The organism is Methylobacter sp. (assembly GCF_023227905.1).
In the GTDB taxonomy this organism is placed as follows: Bacteria; Pseudomonadota; Gammaproteobacteria; order Methylococcales; family Methylomonadaceae; genus Methylobacter_A.
Window position 1 is genome coordinate 1 of the sequence record NZ_JALOCF010000021.1, and the last position, 13,036, is coordinate 13,036.

General features: G+C 48.9%; 14 protein-coding genes and 1 pseudogene. 11 read left to right on the plus strand and 4 right to left on the minus strand.

Annotated features, from left to right (window positions below; all coding sequences use genetic code 11):
* Both rpmB and rpmG read left to right on the plus strand, forming a co-directional pair.
* Positions 1-85: pseudogene (rpmB, locus tag M0R47_RS10180) on the plus strand (50S ribosomal protein L28); the annotation flags it as partial.
* A gap of 12 nt (positions 86-97) precedes the next feature.
* The gene (gene rpmG / locus M0R47_RS10185; protein WP_006890747.1) at positions 98-253 is read left to right on the plus strand and encodes a 50S ribosomal protein L33; all 156 of its coding nucleotides are present in this window, start codon (positions 98-100) and stop codon (positions 251-253) included.
* Between the two features lie 163 nt (positions 254-416).
* Here the strand turns inward: rpmG and M0R47_RS10190 are convergent, their stop codons facing one another.
* Positions 417-1,793 carry a cyclic nucleotide-binding domain-containing protein gene (locus tag M0R47_RS10190; RefSeq protein WP_292553993.1) on the minus strand — a complete coding sequence of 459 codons (1,377 nt, stop codon included), beginning with the start codon at positions 1,791-1,793 and terminating at the stop codon, positions 417-419.
* 134 nt (positions 1,794-1,927) lie between these two features.
* On the opposite strand from M0R47_RS10190, the gene M0R47_RS10195 reads away from it, so the two are divergent.
* The 5 genes from M0R47_RS10195 (at position 1,928) to M0R47_RS10215 (ending at position 7,861) form a co-directional block, all read left to right on the plus strand.
* A complete protein-coding gene (locus tag M0R47_RS10195; RefSeq protein ID WP_292553997.1) occupies positions 1,928-3,286 on the plus strand; it encodes a DegQ family serine endoprotease in 1,359 nt (452 codons plus the stop codon).
* 93 nt (positions 3,287-3,379) lie between these two features.
* On the plus strand, positions 3,380-3,901 hold the full coding sequence (gene moaB / locus M0R47_RS10200) for a molybdenum cofactor biosynthesis protein B (protein ID WP_292554000.1): 522 nt from the start codon (positions 3,380-3,382) through the stop codon (positions 3,899-3,901).
* On the plus strand, positions 3,901-4,305 hold the full coding sequence (locus M0R47_RS10205; protein ID WP_292554003.1) for a DUF423 domain-containing protein: 405 nt from the start codon (positions 3,901-3,903) through the stop codon (positions 4,303-4,305). The genes moaB and M0R47_RS10205 overlap by 1 nt, the downstream gene beginning before the upstream one ends.
* On the plus strand, positions 4,305-6,965 hold the full coding sequence (pepN, locus tag M0R47_RS10210) for an aminopeptidase N (RefSeq protein WP_292554006.1): 2,661 nt from the start codon (positions 4,305-4,307) through the stop codon (positions 6,963-6,965). The genes M0R47_RS10205 and pepN overlap by 1 nt, the downstream gene beginning before the upstream one ends.
* A 155-nt stretch (positions 6,966-7,120) precedes the next feature.
* Positions 7,121-7,861: a pteridine reductase gene (locus M0R47_RS10215; protein ID WP_292554009.1), complete on the plus strand. Its 741-nt coding sequence runs from the start codon at positions 7,121-7,123 to the stop codon at positions 7,859-7,861.
* Here M0R47_RS10215 and folK read toward each other — a convergent pair.
* Together folK and folB are read right to left on the minus strand one after the other, a co-directional pair.
* A complete protein-coding gene (gene folK / locus M0R47_RS10220; protein ID WP_292554012.1) occupies positions 7,850-8,350 on the minus strand; it encodes a 2-amino-4-hydroxy-6-hydroxymethyldihydropteridine diphosphokinase in 501 nt (166 codons plus the stop codon). The genes M0R47_RS10215 and folK overlap by 12 nt on opposite strands.
* Positions 8,347-8,706, minus strand: coding sequence for a dihydroneopterin aldolase (gene folB / locus M0R47_RS10225; RefSeq protein ID WP_292554015.1), 360 nt, complete (start codon positions 8,704-8,706; stop codon positions 8,347-8,349). The genes folK and folB overlap by 4 nt, the downstream gene beginning before the upstream one ends.
* A gap of 95 nt (positions 8,707-8,801) precedes the next feature.
* Here folB and plsY point away from each other — a divergent pair, with 95 nt between their 5' ends.
* Positions 8,802-9,389: a glycerol-3-phosphate 1-O-acyltransferase PlsY gene (plsY, locus tag M0R47_RS10230; protein WP_292554019.1), complete on the plus strand. Its 588-nt coding sequence runs from the start codon at positions 8,802-8,804 to the stop codon at positions 9,387-9,389.
* Here plsY and tsaD read toward each other — a convergent pair.
* Entirely contained in the window at positions 9,375-10,385 is a 1,011-nt protein-coding gene (gene tsaD, locus M0R47_RS10235; RefSeq protein WP_292554022.1) for a tRNA (adenosine(37)-N6)-threonylcarbamoyltransferase complex transferase subunit TsaD, read from the minus strand. The genes plsY and tsaD overlap by 15 nt on opposite strands.
* 105 nt (positions 10,386-10,490) lie before the next feature.
* On the opposite strand from tsaD, the gene rpsU reads away from it, so the two are divergent.
* The 3 genes from rpsU to dnaG all read left to right on the plus strand — a co-directional run bounded on the left by rpsU (position 10,491) and on the right by dnaG (position 13,031).
* A complete protein-coding gene (gene rpsU / locus M0R47_RS10240) occupies positions 10,491-10,724 on the plus strand; it encodes a 30S ribosomal protein S21 (RefSeq protein ID WP_006890759.1) in 234 nt (77 codons plus the stop codon).
* 16 nt (positions 10,725-10,740) lie between these two features.
* A complete protein-coding gene (locus M0R47_RS10245; protein ID WP_292554025.1) occupies positions 10,741-11,190 on the plus strand; it encodes a GatB/YqeY domain-containing protein in 450 nt (149 codons plus the stop codon).
* Positions 11,191-11,264: 74 nt separating this feature from the next.
* The gene (dnaG, locus tag M0R47_RS10250) at positions 11,265-13,031 is read left to right on the plus strand and encodes a DNA primase (protein WP_292554027.1); all 1,767 of its coding nucleotides are present in this window, start codon (positions 11,265-11,267) and stop codon (positions 13,029-13,031) included.
* Positions 13,032-13,036: the final 5 nt, after the last annotated feature.

Consider the following 13,036-nt stretch of genomic DNA (forward strand, 5'->3'; position numbering starts at 1 on the left):
TTCCACCAAAGGCATGCGTATCATTGACAAGAGAGGCATCGATGCTGTTCTTGCCGATTTGCGTAAAGCCGGCGACATCTCTTAAGAGGATAAAAAAATGCGCGATAAAATTAAATTGATTTCAACTGAAGGAACCGGGCACTTTTATACGACAACCAAAAACAAACGGACTATGCCCGAAAAAATGGAGATCAAAAAATTTGATCCTGTTGTCCGTAAACACGTTATTTACAAAGAAGCAAAAATCAAATAATTATTTGACTTAAGCTTCTTTTCGGTTTGTGTTCCTAAAGCGCCTGCTTTTGGCGCTCCCGGCATCTGCTTCATAGGCACAAACCCAGCATATCGTAGCCCGGCATCTGCAATCTGACTGCCGGGCTACAACTCCGCTTTTATGGCCCACAGGCCGCTCGAACTTATCCTCCTTTTAACTTATCCAGTACTTGGGTCAGCTTCTCCATCTGCTTGTGCAGTATTCGACATTGCTTCTCAGCATGTTGCTTGTCAAACTCCAGCTTCATGCACTTATCATTGAGCTGCTGGTTGGCATTTTTGAGGGTTTCATTTTCAAGCTTAAGGACTCTTAACTGGTCTTCCAATATATTGGTAGCAACAGTCGCCGAATTATTTGCCGGCTGTTTCCTGTCACTATTTTCAGCAACATTCTCACTTTTTGAATGATTGAAAGAAGAAGCTTTATTTTCCGTCTCGGGCGTAATATCCGGCTTTATCTCCAGGGATGGAGTGCTTGCCGCAAGGCCTTCCATCCCATTTCTCAAAATCATTGCGTCAATTTTATTCCTGAGCAACAAAAATGCAGCCGCTTCACTGACCTTACCATCCTGACAAACGACAACAACAGGCTTTTCCGGGCTTAATGTCTTAAGTTGCATCCTTAACGAGAAAAAAGGCGCATTCATACTGCCTTCAAGATGATGATTTTCATACTCATCCGGGGTACGCACATCCAACAAAAGCGCCCCTTTTTTTATTGTTTCCTGCACGCCTTCATAATCAACAAACTTCAAAGAAGGCTCTTTTATTAAGGATATAAATTGTTGTTTATCCAAACGCAATAAAACAATATCCGTCAGCGCCGTAATAGTTACGTTCCTGGGCGCACCGGAAAGCAATGCATCTTCCCCAAAGGTGTCGCCGTTTGTTAGTTGCGCTAATTTAATTTCTTTTGCATTGGGTGTTGGCTTGCGCGTTAACAGGCATTGCCCGTTTTTAATCAGATAATAGTAATCTCCAACGCTCCCTTGTTCGATTATGGTTTCGCCTGTTTTGAAATGAACAGCCTCCAAAGTCATTAAGATTTTTTGTAAATTAGCGGGAGGGAGACGTTGAAAAATTGGCGACCGCAATAATGCTGTCATCCAGTCATTTGAATCGCCTTCAGTCTCGTCAATGACCATGTAACTGTTGTCCTCTTTATAAGCAAGGGAGAGTGAATTATTAATAATATCGGCATTCAGTCGCAAAAAACGTACCCTTCCGTTCGCGACTGCATCAATTTTTCGTGGGATCTGATGCGCCAGGGCAAACTTGGCAGAATCACTGTTTGCAGCAATAACCTCGACGACCAGTCCGGCCGCCTGAAGAGTAACCTCTCCAGTTATCAGATAAACAAGTTCGGGGGATATATCGTCTTTTTTAAACAAAAAGCCGTCTTGTATCTCTTCGACCGTTATTTCAGCGCATAACGCATTAAACTGGGCCCCCGGCAATGTTGCAAGCGGGATTAGCTTACGAATAACCAGCCCATCTTCAGAATTGCCGTCTATAGCCATTCAAATATTTTAAGCAAGATAATAGCCAAATGACAGTGTTGATCTTTAAAAAAACTACTTTAACACACCTTGTATTAAACATTTTTACGCATATATTGTAGACCATGTATGTTCACAAACGCCTGGAAAACATAATGAATACTAAAACTGTAAAGCAGCTGCTATTTATAACTTTCTTATCCATTTGTATATCTGCCCCTGCAACAGCAGCTTTGCCGGCTTACGTAGAAGGCCAGGCATTGCCGTCTCTGGCCCCCATGCTTGAACGCAGCATGCCGGCGGTAGTCAATATCTCAACCTCGACCAACATCACGATCAGTGAAAACCCACTGATGCAGGACCCAGTTTTTCGCCAATTTTTTAATATCCCCGACCAGCAACTGCGACGGCAGCAAAAAAACAGCTTGGGCTCTGGCGTTATTATCGACAGCAAACAGGGACTGGTTCTAACCAACAACCATGTTATCGACAAAGCGGACACCATCACGGTGACCCTGAATGACGGCCGCCAGCTTGCCGCAAAATTAATCGGCACCGACCCTGAAGCCGATGTCGCAGTCATCCAGATTCCTGCCGATAACTTAACTATGCTACCCATTGCCGATTCCACGCAACTTAAAGTCGGCGATTTTGTGGTTGCCATCGGCAATCCGTTCGGCTTGGGACAGACCGTCACTTCCGGCATAGTCAGCGCCTTGGGCCGCTCCGGTCTGGGCATAGAAGGCTACGAAGATTTTATCCAGACCGACGCATCAATCAATCCTGGCAATTCAGGCGGTGCGCTGGTTAACCTGCGCGGCGAACTGGTCGGCATGAATACCGCAATCCTGGCGCCGACCGGCGGCAATGTCGGCATCGGCTTTGCCATACCCTCCAATATGATCATGACCATCAAGGAATCGCTGGTCAAGCACGGAGAAGTCCGGCGCGGCTTGCTGGGCGTAACCACCCAGGATCTGACGCCTGAGCTGGTTAAGGCCTTTAACCTTCAAAACCTACAGGGCGCCGCAATTAGCCGGGTTGAAGCCAACTCACCCGCGGCCAAAGCCGGATTGGAGCCAGGCGACATTATCGTTTCGGCTAACGGCCACCCCATTAAAAACAGCCATGACATACGCAACATCATCGGCATGCTGCAAATCGGCGATAAAGTTGAGCTGGAATATTTCCGCGGCAACGAGAAAAGACAGGTTACCGCATCAGTCGGCAAACAGGAGTTGCCTCGACTGGCAGGAAGCCAACTGCACCGCTCGCTAAAGGGCGCACTGCTAAGCAACTCGCAAAGAAACCAGATTGAAGGCGTTTTAATTGAAAAAATCGACACAGCGTCCGATGCATGGCGTGCGGGCCTGCGTCCCGGCGATGTTATCGTGTCGGCAAATCGCTATCGCGTTCGCAATATTGAAGAATTGAAACAGGTGGCTAATCCGAATGGCCCATTATTGATGAACATCCAACGAGGACAGGAAGGCTTCTTTGTTGTGTTAAAGTAATCAGATGAAAGACGAAGGGCTAAAGGCGAAAGGTACAACTTTCAAATATTGCACCTTCGCCTTTAGCCCTTTGCCCTTTGCCTCTAAAAAAACATGCCTACAGATAGAAATTTCATCCCCTTAAACATTGCGATACTGGTCGTTTCCGACAGCCGCACCGATGCCGACGATGTATCCGGCAAAACGCTGGCGGAACGTGTAACCGATGCCGGGCATCAAGTTATCGAAAAGAAAATAGTGCCCGATGACATTTATCAAATCAGGGCGGCTGTTTCAAACTGGATTGCCGCAGATAACGTTAATGCCGTAATCAGCACCGGCGGCACCGGCGTAACCGGCAGGGACGGCACGCCTGAGGCGGTTGCCCCGTTGCTGGACAAAATGCTGGACGGTTTCGGCGAGGTCTTCAGAATGCTTTCCTATCAGGATATTAAAACCTCGACCATTCAGTCCAGGGCGATTGCCGGGGTTGCCAATGCGACTTATATTTTTTGCCTGCCCGGCTCATCGGGAGCCTGCCGCACCGCTTGGGACGCCTTGATTAAGGAACAACTGGATCACCGCACCCGCCCCTGTAATTTAGTGCAGCTCATGCCCAGACTACTGGAAAAATGATGAAATCGACTTTTTTATTGCTCGGCGCGTTAAGCGCACTGATCGGCGTCGGCATGGGCGCATTCGGCGCTCATGGTTTAAAAACAGTTATCAGCCCGGAGATGCTAACCGTCTACCAGACCGGCGTGACTTATCAAATGTGGCATGCGTTGGGATTGATCGGCGTCGCCCTGATCCGCCAGCAAGCGCCCGGCTCCAAATTATTGTGCTGGGCAGGCTGGTTAATGTTCGCGGGCATCTTGCTGTTCTCCGGCAGCCTGTATGCTCTGTCATTGCTTAACCATACTTGGCTAGGCATGATCACTCCTTTCGGCGGTGTTTGTTTTTTAGCGGCTTGGCTATTAATCACACTATCCGCCGCCCCAATCATCAGATTTTCCGGTCACAACAGCAGGTATAAATAATGCGCGACGCCAACCCACAAACCATCTACCTAAAAGATTACACCGTACCTGAATACCTGGTTCACAGCGTTGCTTTAAATTTCGCTCTGGATGATGAAGACACGCTGGTCAGCTCAAGACTCATCCTGAGCCGCAACCCGGCCAGTCGGTCAAGCAACACATCGCTGATTTTATCGGGCGAGACCCTGAAACTTATCCGGGTTAATCTGGATGACGGCAACGACTTAAGCCAGGATCAATACCTGCAAACCCAGGATGCGCTGATCATTCATAATGTTCCGCAGCAGCAGCGTTTTGCGCTGACCATCGAAAATACCATTAACCCGAAAGCCAATACCGCCCTGGAAGGGCTGTATTTATCCAACGGCATGCTCTGCACCCAATGCGAGGCGGAAGGTTTCAGGAAAATCACTTACTTTCTGGATCGACCCGATGTGATGACCCTATTCACCACCACGCTGGTCGGCGATAAAGATCGTTATCCGGTTTTATTATCCAACGGCAATAAGGTCGCTCAAGGCGAACTGCCGGATAACCGTCACTGGGTAACCTGGGAAGACCCGTTTAACAAACCATGCTATTTGTTTGCGCTGGTGGCAGGGCAACTCGAATGCATCGCTGACCGTTTTACCACGCAATCCGGCCGCGACATCGACCTGCAAATCTTTGTCGAAAAACACGATCTGGATAAATGCGATCATGCCATGCAGTCCTTAAAAAACGCGATGCGCTGGGATGAACAAGCGTATGGCCGCGAGTACGATCTGGATTTGTACATGATCGTCGCAGTGGGCCATTTCAACATGGGCGCAATGGAAAACAAGGGACTGAATGTCTTCAATACCAAATTTGTGCTGGCGCGGCCCGATACCGCGACCGACTCGGATTACGAACATATCGAAGGCGTCATCGGCCATGAATATTTCCATAACTGGACCGGCAACCGCATCACCTGCCGGGACTGGTTCCAGCTCAGCCTGAAAGAAGGCTTTACAGTATTTCGCGACCAGGAATTTACCGGCGACCGCACTTCCAAAGCCGTTAAACGCATCGAAGATGTCAACATGCTGCGCACCCGCCAGTTTGCTGAGGATGCCGGGCCCTTGGCGCATCCGATACGCCCTGATTCCTATATAGAGATCAACAATTTTTACACCTTGACCGTATACGAAAAAGGCGCGGAAGTGGTGCGCATGATCCGCACCCTGCTCGGCGCTGAAGGCTTTCGTAAAGGCAGCGATTTATATTTTGAGCGTCATGACGGACAAGCGGTTACCTGCGATGATTTCGTCAGCGCCATGGAGGATGCCAACGGCATTGACCTGAGCCAATTCCGCCGCTGGTACACCCAGGCCGGAACGCCGGTATTAACGGCTCTACAGCACTATGATCCATCCGCACAAACCCTGACCTTGACCATCAACCAAAACTGCCCGCCGACTCCGGGACAGGCCGTTAAAGAGCCATTGCATATTCCGGTGACGATGGGCTTGCTTAACAAAGACGGCTCCGTCGCGCCTTGCAAGCTGCATAGCAGCGACCAAGCCTGCGATGAAGTCATTTTGCAACTGACCCAGACGGAACAGGCCTTTACCTTTGAAGGCTTGGCCGAGCAACCGGTCGTTTCTATCCTGAGAGGTTTTTCAGCGCCGGTCAAACTGGTCATGGAACGTAGCCTGGATGAGCTCGCGTTCTTGTTGAGCCACGACAGCGACACCTTTAATCGCTGGGAAGCGGGACAACAACTGGCCGGGCAGATAATTACCGGATTAAGCGCCGACCTGCAAAACGGCCGGGAGATGCACGTCAACCCCATTATGGTCGCCGCCATTAAGCAAGTGCTGGAGCAACCCTGGGACGACTTGTCGTATTTTTCCCTGCTGTTAAGCCTGCCTTCGGAAACCTATCTGGCCGAACAAATGCAGGTTGTGGATGTGGAAGCCATCCATGCCGCGCGCGAATTTGTCATGCTGACCTTGGCCGAACAGCTACAACCGCAGTTCCAGGCTTTATACAAGAATAATCATCGGGATGAATCCGGAAAATTCGACGCCGGCGCCATCGGCCGCAGACGGATTAAAAACACCTGTTTAAGTTATTTAAGCAAACTGGAAAACCACAACATTCATCAATTGTCTCAGCAGCAATTTAATGCCGCTAAAAACATGACCGACCAGATAGCGGCGTTAACGGTCATTGTCGATAACCCACATCCCGCCAAACAGCAGTGCCTGGACAGCTTTTACTATCAATGGAAAGCGGAAGCGCTGGTTATCGATAAATGGTTTGCGCTGCAAGCCTCCAGCAGCATGCCGGATACCTTTGCGACAGTGCAGGCGTTAATGCGGCATCCGGCATTTGATTTGAAAAATCCAAACCGCGTCAGGTCATTGATTGGCGCATTCAGCCAGTCTAATCCGCGGCATTTTCATGCCGCCAATGGCCAAGGCTATCAATTTCTCGCCGACCAAATTATCGCACTGAACACGTTGAATCCGCAGGTTGCATCGCGCATGGTCGGCGCATTGACGACGTGGCGTAGATATGACGAAAGCAGACAGGCGCTGATGAAAGCGCAGCTGGAACGGATTATATCGACAGAAGCGATTTCCAAAGATGTTTACGAAGTGGCGAGCAAAAGCCTGGCTCAGCAAGCGTAACCTTAAAGTCTTTTGTTCACCACGAAGGCACGAAGAACACGAAGTTTTTATCCCTTCGCGTTCTTCGTGCCTTGATGGTGATAATCTTTTTTGTTTGTTAACAAGATTTACCCGTTTTTAATCGGAAATCACTATAACGCCGTTATAAAACCCCAATGAACGATCTTGCCAAAAATGTGTTGATTACCGGCGCCGCCAAGCGGATAGGGGCGGCTTGCGCCCGCTTGCTGCATAGTGAAGGCTGCAATGTTTTTTTGCATTACCGGTCTTCAAGAGCCGAGGCGCAGCAGCTTTGCGATGAGCTGAATCGACAGCGCCCCGATTCGGCGAAACTTATTCAAGCGGATTTGCTGGATATGGCCGAGCTGGAGGCGGTTGCCCGTGACGCCGGCAGGGTCTGGGGCGGTATAGATGTGCTGGTGAATAATGCCTCGTCCTTTTACCCAACGGCCATATCCGATGTAACCGAGCGGCAATGGGACGAGTTATTGGGCAGTAATTTAAAAGCGCCGTTTTTTCTGTCTAAAGCCTTGGCGAAGACCTTAGCCGACAATAAGGGCTGCATCGTCAATATTGTCGACATCCACGCCGAACGCGGGCTGAACGGTTATCCCGTGTACAGTATTTCAAAAGCGGGGCTGGCCGCCATGACCCGGGTTTTAGCCAAGGAATTGGGGCCTGCCGTCAGGGTCAACGGCGTAGCTCCGGGAGCCATACTCTGGCCCGATAACGACTTGTCCGAATCGGCCAAACTGGAGATACTTCAACGGGTAATGCTAAAGCGTAGCGGCGAGCCGATGGATATCGCCAAGGCGGTGCTTTTTCTGGTTAAGGATGCCGACTATATCACCGGCCAAATACTGACAGTCGATGGCGGACGTACTTTATTTTCTTAACGTCCAGGACGGTATGACGCGCTTTTGCCTGAGGCCGGTCTTATCGAACCTGTCCCAAAGCTCGGCATAGCTCAAATGGCTGATCGGATGCTTTAGGGTCGGGGCAATTTCCGCTAAAGGCTCAAGCACAAAAGCGTAGTGCTCAATCTCGTCCCGAGGTATCCGCAGGCGTCCATCGTTGACGATCAGGTCGCCATATAAGATTAGATCCAGATCGAGGGTGCGTGCAGCAAATTTTCGGCTGTCGGGAGTTCGGCCATTATCAAGCTCAATTTGCCTAAGCTGTTTGGCAACTGCTTTCACCTCCAAATCGGAATCGAACCCGACCACAAGATTGTAGAAAACATCGCCTGTAAAGCCCACAGGCTCGGATTCGTAAATACTTGAAATCGTCAGCTCGCCAAAGGCTTGCTCGAGCGCCCTGAGGCTGGCAGGAATATGTTCATCCTTGTTTATGTTGCTGCCTATGCTGATGTAGCCCCGGGTCACGATTTTTTCTCTCCCCGCTCAATGATAATGCCGACATCCTTAGCGGCACTGATCGCGCCTTTTTTATTCAGAGTGATTCTGACCCAAGGCACATTAAACTCGCTGCGTATAATATCGGCAATTTCCGAGATTAATTTTTCCACCAGAAGAAACTGGCTGGCTTCAACAAAAGAAACAATGCGCTGAGAAACCGTTTTGTAATCAAGCGCATATTGAATATCATCGGTTTCAGCAGCTTTTTGAATATCAAAAGCCATCTCAATATCAAGAATGACGGTTTGTTTGGCCACTCTTTCCCAGTCATAAATGCCGATGATCGTTTCGATTTCCAGCCCGCCTAAAAATATGATATCCATTGTGATTTCCGGTTATGATGCGTGTTTTTTAAAAAGCGGTAAGTATCAGGGAAACGCACTGCGCTTACAAGTTCTGAATGTTAAAAGGTTATGCAATGATTGAATGGTTGTTTGTTCCGGCTGCCTACCTGATAGGCTCAATTTCCAGCGCAATTATTATTTGTCGCCTGATGGGCTTGCCGGATCCCCGCGAACAGGGTTCGGGCAATCCCGGCGCGACTAATGTAATGCGTATCGGGGGAAAAAAAGCGGCCGCAATTACGCTGCTGGGCGATTCGCTAAAAGGTTTAATCCCGGTTTATGCCGCGAATGCAATGGGAATACAGAACGAGCTGATTGCCGCTACCGGATTGGCAGCCTTTATAGGCCATCTCTATCCGGTGTTTTTTGGCTTTAAAGGCGGCAAGGGTGTTGCGACATCGGTTGGCGTTTTGCTCGGCTTTTTCTGGGCGCTGGGTCTTGCGTTCATGGCAACGTGGTATCTGATTTACAAATTGGGCAAAATTTCGTCTCTGTCCGCATTAGTCGCCTCGACCCTGTCGCCGATCTTTGCCTGGTTCATAGTTGGCGATGAGACTATTGTTGCAGCTTCCACGGTCATGACAGTCTTCTTGCTATGGCGGCATAAAGGCAATATTCAGCGGCTACTGGCCGGGCAGGAAGGCGGATCAGCTGCCCGATAACTCACTAATCGGCCAGCGCGGGCGAGCATAAATCTCCAGCCCTTGTTGCTGCCCTGCCATTAAACGCTGGCAACCGGCATAGGCGATCATCGCGCCGTTATCGGTACAGAACTGAAGTCTCGGAAAATAGAGCTGGGCGTTTTCCTTGACCACCATCTCCGTCAAGCAGGCTCTGATTTGCTTGTTGGCGCTGACGCCTCCGGCAACAACCAGTCTTTTCAGGCCGGTTTGTTGCAAGGCTCGCCTGCATTTAATGCTAAGTGTTTCGGCAACCGCCTGTTGAAACGCGGCGGCAACATCAGCTTTATCCTGATCAGTTTTTTCAGAAGCGTTAATGATATTCAGCGTGAATGTTTTTAAGCCGCTAAAGCTAAAGTCCAACCCAGGGCGGTCGGTCATCGGACGAGGAAATTTAATCTGCGGTTTACCTTGTTCAGCTAGCGCGGACAATCTTGGGCCGCCGGGGTAACCCAAACCCAGCATTTTCGCGGTCTTATCAAAAGCCTCACCTGCGGCATCATCCAGAGACTCCCCTAACAGTTGGTAGCGACCGATACCTTCAACCTGCACAAGCAGGGTATGCCCTCCGGAGATCAGCAATGCGACAAAAGGAAATTCCGGCGGATTTTCTTCCAACATAGGCGCCAGCAAATGCCCTTCCATATGATGAACGGCAAGTGCCGGGACTTGCCATGCCCAAGCCAGACTTCTGGCTGTTGCCGCACCGACCAGCAATGCCCCCATCAACCCGGGCCCTGCTGTATAGGCAATGCCGCCAATATCGTTACTGGTCAATTGACTTTCTTTTAAGCATTGCTTGATCAGCGGTACTAATTTTCGAATGTGATCGCGCGAGGCAAGCTCCGGAACAACACCGCCGTATTCGCTGTGCATATCAACCTGGCTGTATAAAAGATGGCTGCATAAGCCTTTTTTGGAGTGATAAATTGCGACACCGGTTTCATCGCATGAGGTCTCTATGCCTAAAACGTACATTGATTTTTGAAATTTTTAAAAGTAAAGGTATAATTAAGGGTTCTGTTTGTGCAGTGGATTAAAAAATCCTAACTTTTTAAATATTAACATATTCGGGTCATTATAATGCCGTCAGTAAAAATCAAAGAAAACGAACCATTTGATATTGCAATTCGCCGTTTTAAACGCGCTTGTGAAAAAGCGGGTGTATTAGCTGAAGTACGTCGCCGCGAGTTTTACGAAAAACCAACCGCAGAGCGCAAACGCAAAGGCGCTGCTGCTGTTAAGCGTCACTTGAAAAAATTAGCGCGCGAGCGTTATGCATTGAAAAACTTACGTCGCGGCCGTCCTGCACTGTAAAACCAAGGTCAATACGATGGATTTGTTAACAGATCGTATCAAGGAAGATATGAAAGCCGCCATGAAAGGCGGCGACAAAGCACGATTAGGCGTAATTCGCTTGATTTTGGCCGCCATTAAGCAGGTCGAGGTCGACGAGCGCATCACTTTGGATAACGAACGCGTTATCCAGGTACTCGATAAGATGCTCAAACAACGCCGCGAATCTATACGTCAATTTGCCGAAGCCGGTCGACAAGACTTGGTAGACATTGAAGAGGCCGAAATTCCGGTGATCCAGGATTTCTTGCCTCAGGCTTTGACTGAAATCGAAATCGACTTAATGGTCAAAGATGCTGTCACTGAATCCGGCGCTGAATCCATCAAGGATATGGGCAAAGTCATGGCTTTGCTTAAGGCAAAAATGCAAGGGCGCGCCGACATGTCCGTTGTGAGCAACAAGATCAAGGCAGCTCTAGCTGGGTAGATTGTTTTTACCGGTTTTTGTCGGCAACCGCTTCCCTCGCTGCCTTACATCCACGCAGTTGTCGGAGCGTAGCTGTGTCCGGTAGAATTCCTCGTGAGTTTATTGATGAGCTTTTGGTGCGGGTTGATATTGTCGACTTAATCGATTCGCACGTTCCTCTAAAAAAAACGGGCGCTAACTTTGTAGCCCGCTGCCCTTTTCACACCGAAAAAACTCCCAGCTTTTCCGTAAACCGAAAAAAACAATTTTTTCACTGTTTTGGCTGCGGAGCCAGCGGTAACGCCATCAGCTTTCTAATGAACTTCAGCCATCTCGATTTTGTTGAAGCCGTTGAAGACCTGGCAGGATTTGCCGGGATCGCAGTACCCAGAGAATCTATCGAACATCAACCAAGGCAGCAGAAAGAAGACCTAATCAGTCTATATGCGCTAATGGAACAGGTAGCCGCCTTTTATACCGAGCAACTAAGGACCGGCAACGAAGGGAAAAAAGCAGCTAAGTATTTAAAAAATCGAGGTGTCAGTGGCGATTGCGCCAGCGATTTCATGCTGGGCTACGCGCCTGACGAATGGAAAGCCTTGGCGACCCGCTTCGACCAGAAATTATTGCTCGAAGCCGGATTACTGGTCAGCAAAGAGAACGGTCAGCCCTATGACCGATTTCGCGGCCGAATCATGTTCCCTATCAGGGATAAACGAGCACGAATTATAGGCTTTGGCGGACGAGTACTCGACAATTCTTTACCCAAATACTTGAATTCTCCAGAAACGCCCCTATTTCATAAAGGCAAAGAAGTTTACGGCTTACATGAGCTTCTGCAAAAGAATGCCAAACCTCAAAGGATCTTGATTGTAGAGGGCTATATGGATGTTATTACTTTGGCTCAGTTTGGCATTCATTACGCAGTTGCCGCATTAGGAACCGCAGCATCGCAAACACATCTTGATTTATTATTCCGGTTTTCTTCGGAATTGGTGTTTTGTTTTGATGGCGACAAGGCGGGGCGCGAAGCAGCATGGAGAGCCATGGAGCCGGCTTTTTCCAGCTTAAAGGACGGACGACAAATTCGCATCATGCTGCTACCGCAAAATCATGACCCAGATTCGCTGGTGCGTGAGGAAGGCGTTGATGGATTTATTGGCCGCGTACAGACCGCCGAAACCTTGTCGGAGTATTTTTTCGGGCATTTTTCGAAAGAGCTGAATCTATCCGAAATGGAAGGACGAGCACAATTAGTAACTAAAGCCAAACCGTATCTAGATAAATTACCGGAGAGTATTTTTAAAGAGATGATGTTTGCACGATTAAAAGAATTATCTGGATGGGCCAATCTGGATGTTTTGGAGAGTACAGCTACACTTGTCTCCAAGCAAGACCCAAAGCGATATAGGAATACAGCCAGGAATCGACCTCAGGATAGTGGCAGATTATCGTCGGCGCGAGCCGCTATTGCCTTGCTGGTCCAGAACCCCCGCCTGGCCGAGCTGATTGAGCAGCGGGAAATTGACTGGAACGGACTGGACTTTTCAGGTGCAGCCCTTTTTAAAAATATCCTGCAAGTCATTGCAGACAAGAATCCGTCAAATACAGCGGTTTTAATGGAATGCTACCGAGACACCGCCGAAGAAAAATTTATAAAGGCATTAGCTTTACTAGATGTGCAAGTTTCGGATGACCAGATAGAAACTGTATTTTGCGACTCCCTGGACAGGTTATTAACTCAAGCCAGGGAAACCGTTTTAACTAGATTATTGAATAAAGGCAAGACAGAAGGACTGGATGCACAGGAGAAAGAGCTGTTACGAAAAATGCTAACAGCCCAAAATTTTGGTGCCAAATAATAGGA